Raw genomic sequence first — 19,600 nt, 5'->3', positions numbered from 1 at the left:
ACCGCTCACCCGCACACGACTTGACCTGCCCCACCCTCGCCACACCACAACCAACGACACACAGACCACAAAGTCACCGGCATTGGGCCTAGGCCCGCCCCTGACCGCACACCACCACCCCGCTCGCCACATCGCCAACCTCGCGCCGAGGGGCCGGGCGAACGGCGGCTGGGTGAGCAGCGAATCAGTCTGCTGGTCCACGCGGTCCATGGTGTACGCCGCGCCCCAGGCGAGCCGGTCCCTCAGGTCCGGGTCGGCGTGGATGTGCAGGGCGAGCCAGTGCTCCACTGCCAAGGCGACTGCGCACTCGGGCCCGTACGCCTGGCCCAGCACGAGCAGCGCCAGCGGGTCGCACGCCGTCACGGGCACCGTCTGGTCCAGGCGCCCGGCGAGGACCAGGCCGAAGAGTTCCTCGCACCGCTGCGCCACCGGCCAGTCCACGTGGTCGGACGGAGCGCACGGTGCGCGGACGCCCCGGGTGCTTGGGGCGGGAGGCTCTGGCGTGGCGGCGGCGCAGCAGGTCGCGGTGTCAGCGCAGCAGCGTGTCGGGGGAGACGATCAGCCGGAGTTGCCGAAGCTGCACTCGGGGGAGGTGGTGCAGGAGTGCGGCGAGCAGCGCGCGGTCGGGCCAAGTGAACTTCGGTTTGTCGGTCTGCCGCTGTAGCAAGGTCAGTTGGTGGCGTAGCGCCAGGATCTCGGCGTCCTTGTCGCGGTCGCTCATCGGCGGAGCCGTACCAAGGTGAACACACTTGTCAAGGCCAGGTAGGGCAGTCGCAGCAACACCGGACCATCCTGGAGCCGGCCGGAGCCAGCTGGCAATCACCGAGCGAGACCTCCACTGTCACTCGACCGGCCGGCCTCACCACAGCGCCCACACGTCAACTGACCAGCGCGGACGTGGCTCTTGACACCTACAGGGTCCGTCGAGCGCTTCCGGGGTGATGGGCGGGTCTGTGCCCGAAACCGCTGGAAGGAATGGTGTGGGAGCACGAGACCCGTGCGGTGGGCGGAGGCCGTGGTCCGATGATGCGGCTGTGAGCCGTTCCCTCGCGGCGGTGGGTCTGGTGGTGTTGGCCCAGCACGCTGGAACGTTCATACAAGCTGCTGATAGAGGGGGTGTGCGTGACCGAAGTGCCAAGCCAGGGGGACGTACAGATACCGGGGCGGCCTGCCGGCGGCCGGGCCGCCGGCGTCTCGGGGGAGCCAGCCACGATGGTCAGTCTGCTGGAAGCGGAGTTCGATCGCCTGTGGCCGGACGGTGTGACGGGATTGGACGCGGTGCACCGGTACGCGGTGATCCCGACCGGCAAGCTCTTACGGCCCTTATTGGTGGTGCATGCGGCGCTGGCGGTGGGCGGGGACCTTGGCGCCGTGCTGCCGGCCGCGGCCGGGATCGAGGGTGCCCACGTCGGCAGCCTGATGCACGACGACATCATCGACCGCGACGGCGAGCGGCGCGGCCGGAAAGCGGTCCACGCCGCGTTCGGGCCCGCACAGGCCATCATCGCCGGCAACGCCCTGTACTTCGCGTGGTTCGCGGCGCTCGCCGAATGCGCCCGCCGGGGAGTGCCCGCCGACCGCGTCGAGCGTGCCATGGCGGTACAGGCGGGAGCCGGGAGCGCGATCTGCCGGGGCGCCTTCGAGGAACTGACGATGAGAGGCGACCTGAACCGCTCCGTCGACGACTACCTGACGATGGCCCGCGGCAAGACAGCCGCCCTGTTCGAGGCCGCCTGCCGCATCGGCTCCATCCTCGGCGGAGGCGAGGACCACGCCACGCACCTGCTCGGGACCTTCGGCGACCATCTCGGAATCGCCTTCCAGATCCGCGACGACCTCCTCCCCTACAAGTCGGTCACCGCCCCTGCGATGGGCAAGCCCACCGACAGCGACCTGCGCAACCGCTGCCCCACCCTGCCCGTCCTGATCGCCCACCAGCAAGCCGATACCGCCGGCCGCGCCGCCCTGCGCCACACCCTCCTCGACGAAGCCGACCCGCAGACCGCACTGCACCGGATGCGCGCCCTGCTGGAGGGGACCGGCGCTCTCAAGGCCGCCCACGCGATGGCCGACCACCACGCCCGGCTGGCCCGCCACGCCATCTCCCAGCTCCCCGCCACCGCCCACACCCACGCCCTGTCGCACCTGACCCGCTCCCCGGCCGGGGCGGCCCCACTGCCGTCCGCGTGACAGCGGACAGGCCGCCCGCCCACCACCGACCCGACCGGCACGCTCCCTCGCGCCCACCCGCTGCCGGACATCCCGGCGGGCCGGGACGGCCCCTCCCCGCAGTTCAAGGAACCCGACATGAACCGTGCCCACACAGGCCCGTGAGGAGAAGTCAGTGACCCACCCCGATGTACCGGACAGCATGATCGCCCAGCTCCTGTCCTTCTACAGCCCCCTCACCGCGGAGATCAACCCCGACGCCGAGCGCATCCGAGAACGCACGCTGGCCTGGGCGCAGCGGTTCGATCTCGGCGAGGGCGACCCCGGGCAGACCACGATGCTCGCCCTGGCCGGCGCCACACTCACCGCGCATGTGTTCCCGCACGCGACCGGGGAGCTCGGGCAGGCCATCGCCGACTACAACGCCTGGGCCTGGATCCCCAACGAGCTCTCCGGATCGGGCCGACCGGTACGCGACTTCATCGCCACGGTGGGCCGCTGGGAGCGCACCTTCCACTCACCGCACTCGTGGCCGGACGCCACCGCCCCCGCAGACATCGCCCTGCGAGAAGTCTGCCTTCGCCTGCGCAGTCTCATGACCCCAACCCAATGGGAGCGCTTCGCCGCAGGCCAGTGCCAGTGGCTCTACCAGATGACGTGGGAAGCCAGCCTCCTCGAACAGGGGACCGCCCTGTCCGTCAACGACTACCTGGCCATGCGGATCGGCTCGGTCGGGGCGTATGCCGCAGCCTCCTACATCGACGCGACCGAGGGCATCGAGCTCAGCGAGCGGCAATGGGCCCGTCCCGCTGTCCGCGCGGCCGCCGAGGCCAGCATGCTCGCCAGCGGCCTGGACAACGACCGCTACTCCTACCTGCGCGAGCGCGACCTGGCGGTCAAGAAGCACAACCTGTTCGACGCGATCCGCCACGACCACCCCGACCACACCTTCCAGCAGGCCGTCACCGACGCCATCGCCATCCGCGACCGCATGCTCACCCTCTACCTCCAGCTACGCGACAACCTCCTCGCCGAAGACGACGACGACCTGCGCCGCTACCTCACCGGACTCGACCGCGTGGCCAGCGGAAACATCACCTTCGCCATGACATGCGCCCGCTACCTGCTCCCCGACTCCCCCCACACCGTCACCCTGGTCGACAAGCCCAGCGACCCCAGCACCACGCCCCTGCCCTACCCCACCATCGCCTGGTGGTGGGACCACCTCAAGCCGTAACCCGACCACGCAGCGCGAGGGCCGCGGTGCGGGTGCGCTCCAGCCAGCTCATGACCTGGCGCAGCGTGGCGGGGTCGAGGTGGCGGGTGAGTTCGCGGACGGCCTGGTGATCCTCGTCGGTGAGGATGTGGAGGCCGGCGCGCTCCAGGGCGGTGTAGAGGGGCTGGGCGGCGGTGCCGGCGAGGCGGCGGTGCCGGCGAGGCGGCGGTGGGCCGCGTCGGTGGTCCGGTGGGCCTGGTAGGCGGCTTCGGCGTGACGGTCGGCGATGTCGCGGCGGTGGTGTTCGGCGTGTAGCGCGCGTTGGAGTTCGCTGTCCTGGTCCGGGTCGTAGAGCGGGGCGGCGGTGGCGGCGACGTGGTCGTGGATGCGCTGCCATTCGTCGCGGGCGGTGGCGGCCGGGAGGGCGGCCTTCTCGTCCCCGGTGTCGGCGTAGCGGTCGGCGGTGCGCACGTGGTCCTGGATGGCGGCGAGGGACTGGGTGATGGCGCGCAGGCTCGTCCCGGCCGCCCGCCGGCGGACCCGGCTGCGGACGTCGCCGAGCAGCCCGTACTCCTGGTCGTCGGGCCCGGCCTCGTCGGCCTGGTCGTCGTCGTGGTCGTGGGGGACGGCGGGGTGTTGGGCCAGGGCCGTGTGCAGCGTCGCGCCGGCCTGCCAGGCCTCGTCGTGCACAACGGGCTGCGGGCGGCCGTCCGGGCCCGCGCCGAGGACGATCCGGCCGTCGACCAGGGCCACCCAGCCCTCCAGGCCGTCGACATCGCGCTCCGTCCAGCCGCGGGCCAGTCCGGCGCCGTGGTGCAGGGTGCGGATGCCGTCGTCGCCGGTCCAGCGCAGCCACATCGAGCCGCGTACCAATGGCGAGTCGAGGACTGCCCGGCCCAGGTCCCGCTCGACGGGCGCGGGCCTGACGGGGTGCGCGGAGAGCTCCAGCCGCGCGGGTGCGGCAGCGGGGTCGGGGCGGGTGGTGTCGGTCATCGCGCGGTGCCTCCGGGAGTCGGGAACGGATACGGGCGGCCGTCCCGGCCCGAGGTGGGCCGGGACGGCGGGAGTCGGTGCGAGACGGGGTCAGCCTGTGACGGTCTCGGCGTGCCGGTGGAGTGCGTCCAGGAGCGCGGTCTGGTGGTCTGTCAGCTTGCCGTCGGTGCGGGCAGTGGCCTGCTTGCGCAGCCAGGTGCCGGGCCGGAACGCCGGGCCGCCGCGCCCCAGCCCGCCCCGCCCCCGCGAGCGGCCGGCACCAGCCGGACGCGAGAGAAGAAGAGGCCCGCCGCAGGCGCACGAACCCTCAACGCCACCGCCCCACCCAACCAGCCAACCACCACCCACAAAGCCAAGGACAGGAAGGGGAAGGAGAGGGTTGTCGGGGTGGTGAGTTTCCCCTTGACGGCCACTCACCACGGCATCTGACCTGCGCATTCGCCCGGAATCCGGGCGCTGCGGGCGGGAGAGGCAGCGACCGATTGGTGCACCGGTTCTCACCACCGGTTGTCGCACTGGTTAGCGCACCTGTTGTCGGATCGTGACTGTACGGGCCGGTCTTGGAAAGAAATGTGGGGAGAACCGCGGGCTTCCATACGGTGCTCGCCGCCACCGGGGCGGCGGGCACCCGATGTGAGGAGCCCGTGATGGCGATGCCACCCGAGATCGACCACCAGGTCGTGGCCGCGCTGTACCAGTTCCGGATGGCCACGGCCGAGCAGCTGCGCGTCCTGCACACTCCCGACAGCAAGCCGGAGCTGATGCGCCGGCGCCTTCGCCGGCTGAAGGACGAGGGCCTGGTCGGGGACGTCATCCTCCCGCAGGCCGGACGCCTGCATGTCTGGTACCTGACGGAGCGGGGCGCGCGGATCGCCGCCCGCTTCCCGGAACTGCGCGGCGTTGCCTCCCCGCCACTGCCGGAGGACAAGACGGAGGCCAGGCTGCGGGTCGGGCACATCCTGGCCGTCACCCGCACCCAGGCCGCCTTTGTGGCCTGCGCCCGCAAGGCGGGGGACGAGTGCGCGCCGCTGGACTTCCTGCCGGAGGTCTACCACCGCTACGGCGAAGGCCGCGATGGCGCCGTCATCCCCGACGGCCTGCTGCACTACACCACGGGCGGGGCCCGCCGGTCGCTCAACCGGGCGTTCGTCGAGGTCGACCGCGGCACCATGGGCAGCGAGAAGCTGGCCTCGAAGCTGATCGGCTACGCCCGCTTCCACGAGCACCACCCCGTCCCGGTGCATCTGCGGCGCACGGCGGGCGCGCAGAGCGTGGGGCCTGCCTGGCAGCAGCACTACACGCGGTTCCCCCGGCTGCTGTTCGTCCTGGCCGACACCGGCGAGCAAGCCGCCCAGCACCGGATCCGCGACCTCCAGGCCCTCGCCGGCCTGCACCCGGTGGTGGAGCAGATGCTGACGACCGTTCGGGCCGGGGCGGCCCGGCTGGACGACCTGGAACGGCACGGGCCCGGCGGGGCGGTGTGGCACACCCTCGCCGCCCCCAGCGGGCCCGGTGCGGGGCCTGGGAGCTGTAGGGCGCAGCGGGCGGTCCGGGCCGGGGCGGCATCAAGGTGTCCGCCCCGGCCATCAAGGTGTCCGGCCGCTTCATCAAGGTATTTCGGGTGGCTTCGTCCACGAGTTTGGGCAGCACTTCGACACCGATTCGGGAGGCACAAGGCTTCCGAGACCGCGGCGGAATGTTCACGAGTTTCGACAGCACCGCCCGCCTGCCGGGCCCGGCCTGGTGACGTCCTGGGCGACGGAGGTCGGGTTCGCGGTCCGGTCTTGCGCGCATGCCGGGTGGGCGGGGGACCGCCGGGGTGATTCGGTGGTGTGTCGGATCGGTTGCCGGCCGGGGGCTGGGCTGTCTGATCCAGGGTGGCGGAAGACAATCCCCTGCCGGGAGATTCCCCTTTCCGCTTTCTGGGAGTAGATCGTGACTTTCTCACTGTCGGTTGCCGGTGGTCAGCCAGGCTCAGGCGTGAGGGGGTACCGTGCCGGTTGGGCGGGCCGCCGTGGACGTGCGCTGGCCGTTGCGGCCGGCATGCTCTGTGCCGCCGGTATCGCCCCGGTGGCGCTGTCCGGGACCGCTCATGCCCAGGGCACCTGCACGACCTCCGGTAACACCACCACCTGTACGTTCGCTTTCACCGCCGCCGAGCAGACCTTCACCGTGCCCGGCGGGGTGTCCTCGGTGCAGGTGTCCGCCATCGGCGCGGCCGGTGCCCCCAACGACACCGGTGACGGCGGTACCCCGGGTGGGATGGGCGCCCAGGTCAGCGGCACACTGTCGGGATTGAGCGTGGGCCAGACGTTGTATGTCGAGGTCGGCGGCACTCCCACCAACGGCGGCGGCTGCATCGGATCGACGCGGTGTACCGGTGGGTTCAACGGGGGCGGCTCCAGCCACCAGACCGGTGGTGGCGGTGGCGGTGCCTCCGATGTGCGCACCCGGCCCCGCAGCACTCCCCTCACCACCACCGACTCGCGGCTCATCGTGGCGGCCGGCGGCGGCGGAGGCGGCTCGTTCGCCTTTTGCGACCCGGGGGGCACCCCGGGTGGCAATGCCGGGGAAGCCGGAGGCAACGGCACGTGCGGGACCGCGAGCACCGGCGGTGGGCCGGGCACCCAGACCATGGGCGGTACCGGCGGAACCCCCGGCGGCAACCCGGGCCACCTGGGCACCGGTGGCAGCGGCACCGACAGCGTTATCGCCAGTGTCGGCGGCGGAGGCGGTGGCGGTCTCTACGGCGGCGGCAACGGAGGCACCCGTAACGGAACGGCCGCCGCCGGCGGTGGCGGTGGCGGCTCCTCCCTGGTTCCACCGGGCGGCACCGGCCCCGCGGTGACCAGCGCTGGTGCGAGTATCACCATCAGCTACACCCGGGCCACGGTGACGACCATGCTCACGAGCTCGCCGAACCCGTCGCTTTTCGGGCACCCGGTCACGCTCACCGACACCGTCTGCCCTGCCAGCGGTTCCACCGCGACCCCGACCGGCACCGTCACCTTCACCGACGGCGGCGCCACCCTGGGCACCGCCCCGCTGTCCCCCGGCGGAGGCGACCACTGCGCCCAAGCCCGGCTGACCTGGTCGAACCTGCTGCCCGGCGGCCACACCCTGACCGCCCAGTACAGCGGCGACGCCACCTACGCGGCCCCCGCCGCGGAAAGCGCCACCCAGACGGTCAACTGCACCCGGACCGTCACCGGCTCCGTGGCCAGCGTCGCCGCCACCGGCGAGAGCACCTGCATCCTCAACGCCACCGTCCGCGGCAGCGTCACGGCCGGCGCGGGCACCGCCCTGTTCATCGGCAACTCCACCATCCAGGGCAGCGTCGCCTCCCGTGGCTCCACCCTGGTCGGGGTGTGCGGCACCACCGTCACCGGCTCCCTCGCCGTCGACGGAGCCAGCAGGTTCGTCGTCATCGGCGACCCCGGCGACGACCACTGCGCCGCCAACCAGATCCAGTCGTCGGTCCAGCTGACGAACAACAACGGCGGCCTGGAGGCCATCGGCAACCACATCGGCGCAACCCTGCTGGTCACCGGCAACACCGGCACCGGCCCCTTCCCCGAAGACAACCGCCCCGAGATCGAAGGCAACACCATCGGCGGCTCCCTGGCCTGCTCGGGCAACACCCCGCCCCCCACCAACGACGGCCACCCCAACACCGTCACCGGCGCCCGCACGGGCCAGTGCAGCACCCTGTAACCCACACGGCCGGGCATTTCGCCCCTGGGTAAGCCCGTAGTGCCCGCGCCCGCTGCCGCACTCCACGCAGCCGGCGCGGGCTCCTCGCGTCGCTCGGCGCCGCTCCAGCTGCTTCGCAGACGGCGAGGGCCGGAGTTATAGAAGAAGGACCACGAGCCGCACGCCGCCGACTGAAGCGCAGGTGACTCCCATTCTCGCGAACAGCACCTATTCGAGCAGACGCGCGACTCCCAATCTCATGTCGAAACGACGGCACAACCCGCGTACATAGCCATTCGGGCCGCCATCAAGGGATCCGGTCGCTCCATCAAGGAATCCACCAAGGTTGGTGGCCGTGCGCGGCACCAACGTTGGTGGAGGCCGTTACGTGATCGTTGCGGCGGAGGGGGCTGTTCACCAAGGGATCCACCAAGGTTCGCGGGGTTCCCTTCCGCGACCGCGCGGAGCACCCGGCTCCGCGCCCAGCCGAAGGGCACCCCTGCGATGACGAAGAACGACGGCGCCAGGACGAAGGCCAGGGCGCGGACGGGCGCGGAGCCGGACAGCGAGGCGCGGGAGGTGGAGATCACCTGGGCCGTGCTCGCCGCCCTGTTCCAGTTCCGCATCGCCACCGCCGAGCAGCTGCGCTCGGCTGACCGCCCCGGACGCGGGCATCGAGAAGATGCGCTCCCGCCTGCGGCGGCTGCGCGAGGAGGGCCTGGCCGAGGAACTGGTGCTGCCCCAGTCCGGGCGGGCCAGGGGCTGGTACCTGACCGAACACGGCGCCCGGATCGCCGGCGCCTTCCCCGAACTGGCGGACATCCCCGCCCCCAGGACGCCCGGCGACAAGAGCGCCTTCAAGTACACGCTGTGGCACCAACTCGCCGTCGTACGAACCCACCTCACCTTCCTCGCCGACGCCCGCCGCCGGGGCGACTCCTACGGGCCGTTCGACTTCATCCCGGAGATCACCCACCGCTTCGCCGAGGGCCGCGAGGGCACCGTGCGCCCGGACGGCCTGCTCTACTACAGCCGCACGAGCACGGACGACGCCCGGGTCACCAACCTGGCGTTCGTCGAGGTCGACCGCGGCACCATGGGCGGCCCCCGGCTGGCCGCCAAACTGAACGCCTACGCCCGCTACTGGGCCACCGCGCCCCTGCCGACCGGAGTGCGGGGCACCACCGAGGCCCAGGGCGGCGGCGTGCCGCTGTGGGAACGCCGCTACGTGCACTTCCCCAGGCTGCTGTTCGTCCTCACCGGCACCGGCCAGGCCGGCTTCGCCCACCGCGCCGACGACCTGGAACTCATCGCCCGCACCCGCTATGTCGCCAAGATGCTGCGCACCGTCCCGGCCATGGTCGCCAAGCTGGAGGACCTCGAGGACGAAGGCCCGGGCGCCGACGTGTGGTGGTCGATCGCCGACCTCGAAGCCGGGCCGGGCCCCTGGTGGAACTGACCGACACCAAGTCCTGACCGGCACCCGCCACCGACACCTTGATGCCCGTCCCGGCGCCCGGGACGGGCATCAAGGTATCCGGACCGCTCTCACCAACAATCTGACCTGCTGCGTTATCTTGCCGTGACCGAGCCGTCAAGGTACCGGCGCGTTGTCCGGGGCGGGCATCAAGACACCTCACGGCGCCAAGCCGTCAAGTTGATGTCCGGGTAGCTCGTGGGGCGGTCGAACAGAGCGGATCTTCGTGCGCCAGAATCACGGCATGGCGATGGCACGGCACTGGTACTCCTCGGCTCCCGTTGTGGACGGTCTTCCGTTGCTGGACAAGCCCGGGTTCTGGGCCGCGCACCTGGTCGACCTGTGCGAGGACATGTTGCCGGAGGCCTTTGGTGTGGACGCCGCTGATGCCGGCGCCATGCTGGAGCGCCTGCACGACAAGTCGGCCTGGCCGATGTTCACAGTCCCGCTGGAGGGCGGGTTCTCGATCGTCGTGCACTACAACAGCGGCGAGGAGTACACGAGCACGGACTACTTCCTGGTCCACCCGAACGGCCCCGATGCGGTCCTGGCCAGCACGGACCAGGACCGTACGGGTCCGGGCCTGTGCTGGCCGGAGCTCGCCGCGATCCTCCACGCCCCGGACGGGGCGGTCGGTGTGACCGATCCGCATGCCCGACTGCTGCTTCTCCTGCCGGTGCTGGGCGACTCCGCAGTCCCTGCCGAGGCCGTGGACGCCGTCACCGAGTCGCTGATCGCCCAAGACGCCCCCGAGGGGTGCGAGGCACTGGCCCAGCGTCTGCTCGGCGGCCACCCGATGTGGGGTGCCCAGTCGTGGTCCTTCGACGCGGACGAGCGGAGCTGGATCTGCGACGGCGAGCACAGCCCGCGGCAGACCCCACTCGGCGACTACCTGCCCGAGCGCCAACGCACCAAGCTGGAGGCCTGTCTCGGCGTGGAACCGAGCATCTGAGCGTCAGGCGGCGACAGCGATCAGAGGGGCCGGGAAGGCCGCCTGTTCGTCGAACAGGCAGCGGGCCTTGAGGCAGTGGTAAAGCTGACCGAGCATGCGGTTGAACAGGTTGCGCTGGGCGGCGGCGTGCCAGTCTCCGGCGTCGTCGCGGCGGCGCCGGTAGTGGGCCTTGGCGCCGGGTGAGGCCGTCAGGGCGGCGAAGGCCCACAGGTAGCCGGCGTGGTTGAGCCGGTCGTTCTTCACCCACCGGCGCGTGATGCTGGACTTCTTGCCGGAGGCACGGGTGACGGGTGAGGCCCCGGCGTAGGCCTTGAGGCCGCGGGCGTCGGCGAAGCGTGTGCGGTCGTCGCCGATCTCGGCCAGCACCCGGGCACCGAGCTGAACGCCGAGGCCGGGGAAGCTGAGGATGATCTCAGCGTCCGGGTGCTGAGGGAAAGCCTTCTCCACCGCCTGGGCGAGGTCGTCCGCAGCGGTGCAGGCGGCCGTGAGCTGGCCGAGCAAGGCGAGCATCTGCTTGCCGAGCGCGTCCTCGACCAGCTCGGGTTGGCGGGCCCAGCCGACGCGGAACGCCTCGCGCAGCCGCTCGGCCTCCGGCTCGATGCCGCGCTTGCGGCGGGCTCGTTTGAGGGCCGCGGTGATCTGGGCGCGGGTCAGGCGCGCGGCCTTGGTTGGGGTGGGGGCGAGCTTGAGCAGCTCGCGGGCCTCGGGGCGGCACAGACCGTTGTCCCACTTGGCGAAGGCCTCCAGGGCTGCGGGGTAGTACTCGCGCAGCAGGGAGCGGAGTTGGTTGGCGATCTGCTGCCGGTTCCAGACCGCGTCCTGCTGGGCGCGGGCGAGGACGGTGATGGCGCGCGCCAGGTCGCTGTCGTCGGGCAAGGGCCGGTGGGCGTGCATGTCAGTGCGCAAGATGTTCGCCAGGACCAGGGCGTCGCCGGGGTCGGACTTCTTGCGGGAGACGGCGTGCCGGTCGCGGTAGCGGGCGGCGGCCATCGGGTTGATCGCAAAGACCTGTCGCTGCCCGGTCCGCAGCACCGCGACGAGCAGGCCGCGGGAGGTCTCGATCGCGACCGGGATCGGGGCTTCCTCGCTGTCCCCGTACTCAGTGAGCAGGTCAAGCAGCAGCTTGTAGCCGGCCGCGTCGTCGGTGATGTGGCGCTTGGCCAGCAGCTGGCCGGTGTCGTCGACCAGGGCGACGTCATGCGTCTTCTCCGCCCAGTCGATCCCGCAGTAGATCACGTGTTTCCTCCCCTTGGCGCAGGTGTTTGCGCTGGTCACGAGCACATGCGGGCCACGCAGCGACCTAATTCCAGGACTCGGCACTCGGGCCGGTCCGCCACCTCACTAGCCGTTCGTGGCACCAGCTCACCCCACGGGCCCCGGTCTCCTCGGGAGCTCTGCGGCTCGGGAGAAACGAGAGGTCACCGCGAGGCGGGCTCGCACCACCAACACCAACGAGTGATCAACCGGACGGTGTTGACCGTGGTGATGGCCGCGAAGGCGCCGGACGCCACCGCTCTTGATGGAGGCATCAATGCGCCCGGTATCCGCAAGGCATCCGTCCGGCGCCCACACGGCCACCACCGAGTGCCAGGGCCGCCCGCCGGTCTACCCAGAGACGTCAGCGGCCTGGATGCGAGAAGGCGTCACGGCCCTGGCACTCGAACAACCCGTAGCAACCCCCCTGGCTCCCACTGGCTGTTAACAACGAATTAGGTATCGGCGGGGCGCGGCCGGGTGCGGATCCGGTCGCACGTACGATTCCGTGCCGTGGGCAAAGAGCGGAAGACCTTCGAGTACACCGACGGGCTGAAGGCGGCGCAGCGGGCGCTGGTGGCTGTGCAGGCCGAGCGCCGTGCCTTCCTGGCCGCGCTGCCGTTGTGGGGCGGCGATCTGGAGGCGGCCCGGCGGGGGCTTAGCGAGGAGCAGCCGGCCGAGTCCGCCCGGCTGGAGGAAGCCGAGCGGCGGGCCTCCCATGTGGTGTGGGCTGACGAGTACTGGGCCAAGCTGTCCGGCGAGGACCGGGTCATCGCCTGCAGCCGGCTCATGCACATCGACGACGTGCCGGACGCCTCGGCCGCGTAGCGCGGACGCGCGCGGCCCGACGGCCACGTCCGGGTACCCAGGCCTCTCACCGGGTCCGGGCGGGCCACGAACGCGGAGACTCACCAGCCTCCCGGGCGTTTCCCACCAGTGGTCGGGGTGTCAGAACGCGGTGCGGATCTGGCTCCTGGGGTCACCGTCGGCGAGATGGTCGGTGTAGAGGCCGGCGCGGGCCAGCCGCCTCCAGGGCCGGGCGTAGCGCATCGCGGTGTCGATGTCCGGGACGGTCGAGTGGAGGTCGAGGTCGGTGAGTGCGAGGGCGGGCTGGTTGTGGGCCGGGGCGCGGTTGAGCCAGCGCCCGCCGGGGGCGACGATGCCGGAGGGTGCGGTGGCGGCGAACTGGGCGGGGACGGCGTAGCCGAGCCAGTAGTTGTAGAGGGTGCCGTAGGCCTGGGCGACGGTGGCGCGGGCGGGGTCGTCGACCATGACGGACAGCAGGACGCAGTCGACGTCCAGGCGTTCGTACTCGGCGAACAGGGCGGGGAAGTTCGCTTCGATGCAGATGGCCAGGCCGAAGCGGACGCCGTCCACGTCGAAGACCGTCGGCTCGGGCCGGCCGGGGGTGTAGAGGTAGGACAGCTCGGTGTTCGACAGGAACCGCTTGTCGTACCGGGCTACCAGGTCCCCGCGGTCGGAGACGACGTAGAGGCTGTTGTGCGGACGCCGGGGCGGTGTGAGCGGATGGAGCGAGCCGAAGACCGTCCACAGGCCCAGCTCGCCCGCCAAGGCCGCGATCCGCTCCGCCTCCTCGCGCAGGACGTCCCACGCGGCGCCGGTCCAGTCCGCCGGCGCCCCGGTCCCGTCGGGGCCGGTCGCCACCACCCGCTTGTCCGGGTAGACGAGAGCGCCCTCCGGAAACTGCACCAGCCGCGCCCCCGCCCCGGCGGCCTCCCGCATCAGGGCCCGGACCCCCTCACCCGCCGCCCGGATCGCCGTCCGGTCCCCCGGATCCTCCGGCACCGTGCTCTGCGCCACCGCCAACCGCAACGTCCCGACCATCCGGCGACCGTACCGGTGCGCCCGATGCCTCACCCGGCCCGGACCGGGAGCGTCACCCGCACGTGTCCCTGACCGCAGCAGGTTGAACCGCGCCCGGTGAGCGGGGCGGGGGCGGGCGAACTCACCAGCGCGCGAGGCGAAACTCACCACCCGCCTGTGAAACTCCTGACCCGTGACAGCGAAGTTGGGACGATTGTCACCGAAGTTGGGACAACGTCATTTTGCGACAGCGAAGTTGGGAAAGACCCCGGTCAACGCCCTCGTAGTGCTACAGCACGGCAATGCATGAGCTCAGATCGGCGGCCAGGAAGACCAGGCGCGAGTCTTCAGCGATATGCACTCGCCCCAAGGCGACTGGGGTGTCACCTGCACGCTGAAGGTCGGGCATTCCCTGTTCGAAGTCCTTGCAGGTGACGATGCCGTCCTCCGCCATGCACTGGGCCCGCCAAGCCCAGATGTCGAGAAGCCGGCTGGCCGGCACCGTCGATTCGGCCCACACCCGAAACGAAGCCCCAGCGCGCAGGGCCAGGGCAACATGGCCGGCGGCAGCAGTCTCATGCCGTTCGAGGGCAGCAATCAGGTCTTCGCGATCCACGACGTGCAGTATGCCGCTCTGCGGGCACCAGCAGCCCGCCCCTACTTCCCAACTTCGCTGTCACAAACCGGCCAGCTTCCCATGATCGCTGTCACAAACAGCCGTTGTCCCCACTTCGGTGACAACCGTCCCGACTCCGCTGTCACAGGACAACTCCCCACCGCAGGCCAGGGGGTGCAACGCGGAGCGCAACACGCTGTTGCACCCCGGTTCCCCCGGTGGTTCGCGCAGGTCAGGGGTGCAACGCGAAGCCTGCCAGGGCCCGCGCGTTGCACGTGTTGCGGCCCCGTGTTGCACCCGCTACCCAGTCAGGAGCGGCGCCACCAGGAGCGGACGCGCTTCGCCTCGGCGGCCTCGGCCGCGGCGGCCCGCTCGCGCTCGGCCTCCTCCCGGGCGCGCCGGTCACCGAGGGACCTCAGCTCACCCAGCTCGCCGGGAGGTTCTGGTACGAGGCGTGCTTGGTGATCAGCCCGTCGTAGACCACGTGCCCATCGCGCCAGCTGAGGACCACCAGGCGGTCACCCTTGAACAGACGAACCTCCTCCTGGCGGATGGAGTGCACTGCGTCGAAGTCACCGGAGAAGCCGCCCGGAAGCTGGGTGAACGAAGGGTGTCGGGTGATCAGCCCGTCGTAGGTCACGCTCCCATTGTTCGCATTGAGGACCAGCAGACGGTCACCCTTGAACATGCGGATGTCGCTGCCGATGTAGACGACGTCGTCGATGTCCTCGGAGAAGTCCGCCGTCACCTGGGCGTGCGAGGGGTGCCCGGAGATCTTGCCGTCGTAGGTGCGGCTGCCGTTGGCGGCATTGATCACCACGAGCCGCCCGCCCCTGAACAACCGGATGTCCTGGCCGACGACGTACGCCCCGTCGATGCCGTTGGCGAACTTGGGTGACACCTGGGCGAAGGAGCCGTGTTTGGTGGTCTGCCCGTTGTAGGTGATGCCGCCATTGGAGAGATCGATGAAGATCACCTGGTCCCCCCGGAACAACCGAACCTCGCTGCCGATGACTTCCGCCGCACTGATCATGGTGCACTCCTTGTCGCTGGCCGGCTACCGCTGAACGTGCCATCGCTCCGGGGAGAAATGATCTTCCGCCCCCTTTGAGTCAGCAGAGGAAAACGCTACCCCGCCCCGAGGGCAATAGCCGGGAACCCGAACCAGCCTGTCCAATTCCAGCAATGCATGGCCGGGACCGCACCGTTGCGCCCATCAGACAGGGCTGCATTCTTGCAGCTCACAGCGCCAGCACCACTCGGCGGGCTCAGGACGGGGATTCACATCAAAACAGATCCGGCCCTCACTCGTGTTACCAGTGGGAAAATATTAAAGGATCCTCATCAATGCGAACTCATGCTCCGATCACCGCCATGTGCTCGCAATGCATGGACACCACCGCCACACGACCCGAACGCCGAATACTTCGGGCACATCACCGACAATGCGATCGACGGGCTTCCCAGGGCTGATGCGTTCTCAGCTGGCGGGATAGGTCGGCTCGTCGGCTTTGAGACCTGATGGGCGGTTTGCCGGAGTGGAAGCAAGAGACGCGACGCCAGATGATCAAGGCTTCTGAGACCGAAGATCGTCCTGGAGTCGCGTCCGCGTGCCATCCTCCCTGATCACCGTCCTCGCGCGCCACTGCGAGGACGCCAACGACCCCTGCCCGTCCATCGAACCGCACAAGCTGGCCTCGCTGTCCGAGGTGCTGGCCGCCGTGCCCGATCCCCGCCGGGTGCGCGGGCGCCGCTACCGCATCGGCGTGCTGCTGGCCCTGTGCCTGACGGCGGTGCTCGGCGGAGCCCGTTCCCTCGCGCAGATCGCCCGGTACGCAGCCGACACCGACCCGCAGGTCCGCGCCGGACTCGGCCTCACCCGCGCCACGCCCAACGCCTCCACGCTCGGCCGACTGCTGGCCCGCATCGACGGCGACGCCCTGGACGACGCCGTCGGCACCTGGCTCGCCCATCACGCCGCCGATCCCGTCGAGGAGGACGAAGCCCTGATCGGGCTGGCCGTGGACGGCAAGACGGTGCGCGGCTCACGCACCGACAGCGAGACGGCAGTCCACCTGCTGGCCGCCGCCCTCCACGGCAGCCAGACCGTCATCGCCCAGCGCCAGGTGGCGGCCAAGAGCAACGAAATCCTGGCCATGGCCCCGCTGCTGGCCCGCTTCGACCTGCGCGGCGTGGTCGTCACCGCCGACGCGATGCACACCCAGCGCAAGACCGCGAAGAAGATCATCGCGGCTGGCGGGCACTACCTTCTGGTCGCCAAGGGCAACCAGAAGAAGCTGCGCCGGCAACTGCGCCGCCTGCCCTGGCAGCAGATACCGCTGCTGGACCGCACCCGCACCACCGGGCACGGACGCCGAGAGGTCCGACGCCTGAAGGTATGCACCGTCGAAGCCGGACTGCTGTTCCCGCACGCTGTCCAGGCCATCGAGATCAAGCGACGCCGCGTCAACAAGAGAACGGCAGGGTCCAGACGAAGACGGTCTACGCCGTCACCAGCCTCACCCCCGGCCAGGCCGACCCCGCCCGCCTGGCCGGGCTCGTCCAGGGCCACTGGTCCGTGGAGGCCCTGCACCACGTGAGAGACGTGACATTCGCCGAGGACACCTCCAGGGTCCGCACCGGCAGCGCGCCCCGCGCCATGGCCACCCTGCGCAACCTCGCCATCGGCCTGATGCGCCAGGCCGGCTGGACCAACATCGCCGCCGCAGCCGACCACTACCGGTCATGCCCCGAACACGCCACCGCGCTCCTCAAGATCGCCTGCTGACAACACATCAGCCCTGGCGCTGGACCGCTACGCGCCCGGCGCCCGGTACTGGACTCGTTCGGCTTTGCGCAGGGCATCCATGGTTTCATCGACGGTCAGGAGAACTGTCGTCTCGAACGAGCTAAGCGCGCCGCCTGCACTAATCGCCAGCGCAACCGCGGTCATGGACACGTTGTCGGGGGCCTCCCACAGGTTGTAGCCGTCGTGTGTGCCGAAGGCGTACCAGAAGCCGTGGAGCTTCCCGCCGACGGACTCGATGTACGCCTGAGCGGCCTTTGCGCGGTCCTCGGGGTGGACGATCAGCCTGGCCCACGTCTCCGGTGTGTAGCTGAACCTCGATAGATAGAGCGGCATCATCTCCCTTTCGTTCCACCAAGGGATACCCCAGCGGGTGGGAAGCGCGCCGGATGCGGCCCGCGTATCCCCCGAACGGCTGGGGACGATGACCGGCACGGCCACAGCCAACGGGTGAGCGACCTACCCGGGCGCTCTGGCCCTGCTTCGTACGCGCTGGTTGATACGTCCGCGTACGGTTCGGGCCGCGTGACCACTACCGGTCACACCCCGCCCACGCGTGCGAGCTACTTCATCTCACAACCTGAGAACGCATCAGCCCTGACGGGCTTCCGCCCGGACGACCAGGTGCTCGCGGGCGTACGCGGTGCGCAGCCCGGCATCGGTGAGGTGGGCTTGGAGGACGAGGTTGTGCACCGTGCGGGCGCTGGGCGAGGAGCCGTCGCGGGTGCGGCAGACGTTACGGCCTGGACGCCGCCGGCCAGGAAGTGGCTCAGCAGTTCGGTGCCCTCCCACCGGTTATCCCGCCATTGTGTTGTGGCACTTGGCACGGGAGCAGAGGGGCGTTCCGTTATCGGCGAAGTCTTCGACGAAGCGGATCGCCCAGCCCAGGAGTATCTGCATGGTCGGCTCGGCGATGCGCTGCGTGCGGTTCTCGTGACGCGTGGGTGTTCGCCCCAGCAGGTCCTGGTTGGCCTCCCCGTCCCAGCGCGGGTCCGGCGGCATCCGCAAACCCGGTGGGGGGATCTCCCGGTAGGCCCAGGTGGGACCGCTCGGGCCTCACCCCTTGCGGCAGGCCGTGCGTTCCATCGGCGAGCGGCCTTGCCCGGACCAGCAGCGTCAGTCGTTGCGGCACCGCCAGGCCATGGGGCAGCCCATCAGTGCCATTCGAGGGAAAAACCATCTGCCGACAACGAGACCTCCTCGATGGCGATTTCGTTGCTGCTGGCATCGAAGTTGGGTGCGCTGATGGCGGTCGGGAAGGCGTTGACGACGTTCCAGGTCATGAACAGAACAGTGCCGGCCTCGTTGGTGAGGCTGATGCTGATGTCGCGTTTGCCGGTGCGAGTGTCGTCAGCGGGGTTGAGCCATGCGGCGAGCTCGGGCTGGTCCTGGAGAGCACCGTTCGTGAACGTGATCACGGGGCCATTGGCGGACTCAGGCAAGAGTGGAACGGCTTCGATGCCTGCCTTAGCGGCGATCTCCGGAGGGATCTCCAGCCCGGACACGGAGGCGAACGCCAGTTCTTCGTCACCGATGGTGACCCTGTAGCTGTAGGCAGGCACGGGGCTTTCGTTCTCGACTGACACGGTGCAGTCCTCTCAACGGTGCAAAAGGGTGGCTGGCCCCGAGCTACGGGTGATCGATGTCGCCCTCAGCCATGGGACACCCGCATCCTGTCCAGAACGATCAACGACCAACCATCAACACCCAAGCTTCAAGACCGACCTCAAGCTCACAGCCCGCCAGCAACAACAGTCACTGGATACGGAACGGCCGTAGCGGCCGAGGGTCCAGGTGCCGGCCGCCAGGTCCTCCAGGCCCTGCTTGCGGATAGTGTCGTCGCCGGTGCGCGTCGAGGTGATCCAGGTCGTCGGTGCCAGGCTCTCGATCACGCGCTGGGGCATCGCGGTCCACACCCGGTCGGCGTGGATGTCGCGGCGCACCGCGGTGGTGCCGGGCTGAAACAGGTTGGTGTTGGTCACGGGGCAGCCTTCCCGTGTTCGGGGCCGGGACTTCCGCTCGAGGTGTGACGGCAGCTCAGGGCTTGGGGAAGCCGTAGCGGCTGGCGGCCCAGGCGTTCGGCGGCTGCGGGGTGTCCAGTCGCTTGCGCAGTTCCTGGACGGCTTGCGCGAGTTCCTCGCGGTCGGTGGCGTTGACCGTGCCGTCGAGGAAGGCCGAGACATCGGCGAAGGTGCCGTCGTCGAGGATGCGGCCCGCGCACAGTTGGACGCGCAGGTACGGGGCGAAGGCGTCGATCCCGATCCACCAGCGGTCCGCGTCACGGACCAGGCGCAGCTGGGAGGGCAGGTGTCCGCGGAGCCCGCGGGTCTGGTCCTGCCAGCCGCACACGTCGTTGATCCAGTCGGCCACCGGCTCCGGCGCATACTGGTTCGGCTGCGCCATCGGTCCGCTCCTCCCCTTCGACGATACGCCGAGCCTATCGGCGCCGGTTGGACGCGCGGGGTGGAACTGCTTGATCACCGGGCTGGCTGGCCCCAGGTTCGGCAGACGGGTTCGTGCCAGGTCGTCTGGACGACCATCCCGCCAGGCGTCAGATGTTCGCTGGACCAGGTCCGGCAGCACCCGTTGCCCGGCCGAAC

20 protein-coding genes are annotated in these 19,600 nt (G+C 70.3%); 9 read left to right on the top strand and 11 right to left on the bottom strand.

The genetic code is table 11. The features are described 5' to 3' along the window. Together ACZ52J_RS39585 and ACZ52J_RS39580 are read right to left on the bottom strand one after the other, a co-directional pair. On the bottom strand, window positions 1-441 hold a 441-nt coding region (locus ACZ52J_RS39585; RefSeq protein WP_465625897.1), incomplete at its 3' end, for a hypothetical protein. Between the two features lie 88 nt (window positions 442-529). Next, the gene (locus ACZ52J_RS39580; RefSeq protein WP_465625895.1) at window positions 530-721 is read right to left on the bottom strand and encodes a hypothetical protein; all 192 of its coding nucleotides are present in this window, start codon (window positions 719-721) and stop codon (window positions 530-532) included. 491 nt (window positions 722-1,212) lie between these two features. Between ACZ52J_RS39580 and ACZ52J_RS39575 the strand changes: the two genes are divergently transcribed. Together ACZ52J_RS39575 and ACZ52J_RS39570 are read left to right on the top strand one after the other, a co-directional pair. Then, window positions 1,213-2,190: a polyprenyl synthetase family protein gene (locus ACZ52J_RS39575; protein ID WP_465625893.1), complete on the top strand. Its 978-nt coding sequence runs from the start codon at window positions 1,213-1,215 to the stop codon at window positions 2,188-2,190. Window positions 2,191-2,344: 154 nt separating this feature from the next. After that, window positions 2,345-3,406, top strand: coding sequence for a terpene synthase family protein (locus ACZ52J_RS39570; RefSeq protein ID WP_465625891.1), 1,062 nt, complete (start codon window positions 2,345-2,347; stop codon window positions 3,404-3,406). A gap of 48 nt (window positions 3,407-3,454) precedes the next feature. Here ACZ52J_RS39570 and ACZ52J_RS39565 read toward each other — a convergent pair whose 3' ends face one another. Next, complete coding sequence (locus tag ACZ52J_RS39565; protein WP_465625889.1) at window positions 3,455-4,378, bottom strand: hypothetical protein; 924 nt, start codon at window positions 4,376-4,378, stop codon at window positions 3,455-3,457. A 647-nt stretch (window positions 4,379-5,025) separates the two neighbouring features. Between ACZ52J_RS39565 and ACZ52J_RS39560 the strand changes: the two genes are divergently transcribed. The 4 genes from ACZ52J_RS39560 (at window position 5,026) to ACZ52J_RS39545 (ending at window position 10,500) form a co-directional block, all read left to right on the top strand. After that, window positions 5,026-6,201: a replication-relaxation family protein gene (locus tag ACZ52J_RS39560; protein ID WP_465625887.1), complete on the top strand. Its 1,176-nt coding sequence runs from the start codon at window positions 5,026-5,028 to the stop codon at window positions 6,199-6,201. A 247-nt stretch (window positions 6,202-6,448) separates the two neighbouring features. Further along, a complete protein-coding gene (locus ACZ52J_RS39555) occupies window positions 6,449-8,092 on the top strand; it encodes an Ig-like domain-containing protein (RefSeq protein WP_465625885.1) in 1,644 nt (547 codons plus the stop codon). 631 nt (window positions 8,093-8,723) lie between these two features. Beyond that, window positions 8,724-9,530 carry a replication-relaxation family protein gene (locus tag ACZ52J_RS39550; RefSeq protein ID WP_465625903.1) on the top strand — a complete coding sequence of 269 codons (807 nt, stop codon included), beginning with the start codon at window positions 8,724-8,726 and terminating at the stop codon, window positions 9,528-9,530. Between the two features lie 262 nt (window positions 9,531-9,792). Next, entirely contained in the window at window positions 9,793-10,500 is a 708-nt protein-coding gene (locus ACZ52J_RS39545; RefSeq protein ID WP_465625883.1) for a hypothetical protein, read from the top strand. A gap of 3 nt (window positions 10,501-10,503) precedes the next feature. Here the strand turns inward: ACZ52J_RS39545 and ACZ52J_RS39540 are convergent, their stop codons facing one another. After that, window positions 10,504-11,736: an IS110 family RNA-guided transposase gene (locus tag ACZ52J_RS39540; RefSeq protein WP_465625901.1), complete on the bottom strand. Its 1,233-nt coding sequence runs from the start codon at window positions 11,734-11,736 to the stop codon at window positions 10,504-10,506. Between the two features lie 531 nt (window positions 11,737-12,267). Here ACZ52J_RS39540 and ACZ52J_RS39535 point away from each other — a divergent pair. Then, window positions 12,268-12,582: a hypothetical protein gene (locus ACZ52J_RS39535; RefSeq protein ID WP_465625881.1), complete on the top strand. Its 315-nt coding sequence runs from the start codon at window positions 12,268-12,270 to the stop codon at window positions 12,580-12,582. A 120-nt stretch (window positions 12,583-12,702) separates the two neighbouring features. Here ACZ52J_RS39535 and ACZ52J_RS39530 read toward each other — a convergent pair whose 3' ends face one another. The 3 genes from ACZ52J_RS39530 to ACZ52J_RS39520 all read right to left on the bottom strand — a co-directional run bounded on the left by ACZ52J_RS39530 (window position 12,703) and on the right by ACZ52J_RS39520 (window position 15,227). Then, complete coding sequence (locus ACZ52J_RS39530) at window positions 12,703-13,599, bottom strand: carbon-nitrogen hydrolase family protein (protein WP_465625879.1); 897 nt, start codon at window positions 13,597-13,599, stop codon at window positions 12,703-12,705. 268 nt (window positions 13,600-13,867) lie between these two features. Then, a complete protein-coding gene (locus tag ACZ52J_RS39525; RefSeq protein WP_465625877.1) occupies window positions 13,868-14,194 on the bottom strand; it encodes a hypothetical protein in 327 nt (108 codons plus the stop codon). Window positions 14,195-14,609: 415 nt separating this feature from the next. Next, complete coding sequence (locus ACZ52J_RS39520; protein WP_465625875.1) at window positions 14,610-15,227, bottom strand: hypothetical protein; 618 nt, start codon at window positions 15,225-15,227, stop codon at window positions 14,610-14,612. A 577-nt stretch (window positions 15,228-15,804) separates the two neighbouring features. Here ACZ52J_RS39520 and ACZ52J_RS39515 point away from each other — a divergent pair. Both ACZ52J_RS39515 and ACZ52J_RS39510 read left to right on the top strand, forming a co-directional pair. After that, window positions 15,805-16,794: an ISAs1 family transposase gene (locus ACZ52J_RS39515; protein ID WP_465625873.1), complete on the top strand. Its 990-nt coding sequence runs from the start codon at window positions 15,805-15,807 to the stop codon at window positions 16,792-16,794. After that, window positions 16,791-16,982, top strand: a complete 192-nt coding sequence (locus ACZ52J_RS39510) for a hypothetical protein (protein ID WP_465625871.1) — start codon at window positions 16,791-16,793, stop codon at window positions 16,980-16,982. The genes ACZ52J_RS39515 and ACZ52J_RS39510 overlap by 4 nt, the downstream gene beginning before the upstream one ends. A 27-nt stretch (window positions 16,983-17,009) precedes the next feature. Here the strand turns inward: ACZ52J_RS39510 and ACZ52J_RS39505 are convergent, their stop codons facing one another. The 4 genes from ACZ52J_RS39505 to ACZ52J_RS39490 all read right to left on the bottom strand — a co-directional run bounded on the left by ACZ52J_RS39505 (window position 17,010) and on the right by ACZ52J_RS39490 (window position 19,403). Further along, window positions 17,010-17,435 carry a GYD domain-containing protein gene (locus ACZ52J_RS39505; protein ID WP_465625869.1) on the bottom strand — a complete coding sequence of 142 codons (426 nt, stop codon included), beginning with the start codon at window positions 17,433-17,435 and terminating at the stop codon, window positions 17,010-17,012. Between the two features lie 719 nt (window positions 17,436-18,154). Next, window positions 18,155-18,586, bottom strand: coding sequence for a phage tail protein (locus ACZ52J_RS39500; RefSeq protein ID WP_465625867.1), 432 nt, complete (start codon window positions 18,584-18,586; stop codon window positions 18,155-18,157). A 114-nt stretch (window positions 18,587-18,700) separates the two neighbouring features. Then, window positions 18,701-18,982 carry a hypothetical protein gene (locus tag ACZ52J_RS39495; protein ID WP_465625865.1) on the bottom strand — a complete coding sequence of 94 codons (282 nt, stop codon included), beginning with the start codon at window positions 18,980-18,982 and terminating at the stop codon, window positions 18,701-18,703. Between the two features lie 55 nt (window positions 18,983-19,037). After that, window positions 19,038-19,403, bottom strand: a complete 366-nt coding sequence (locus ACZ52J_RS39490; protein WP_465625863.1) for a hypothetical protein — start codon at window positions 19,401-19,403, stop codon at window positions 19,038-19,040. Window positions 19,404-19,600 lie beyond the last annotated feature (197 nt).

Source organism: Kitasatospora sp. NPDC034035 (assembly GCF_055575755.1).
The sequence above is the reverse complement of the archived record's forward strand: the minus strand, read 5'-3'. Positions and strand labels throughout refer to the sequence as shown.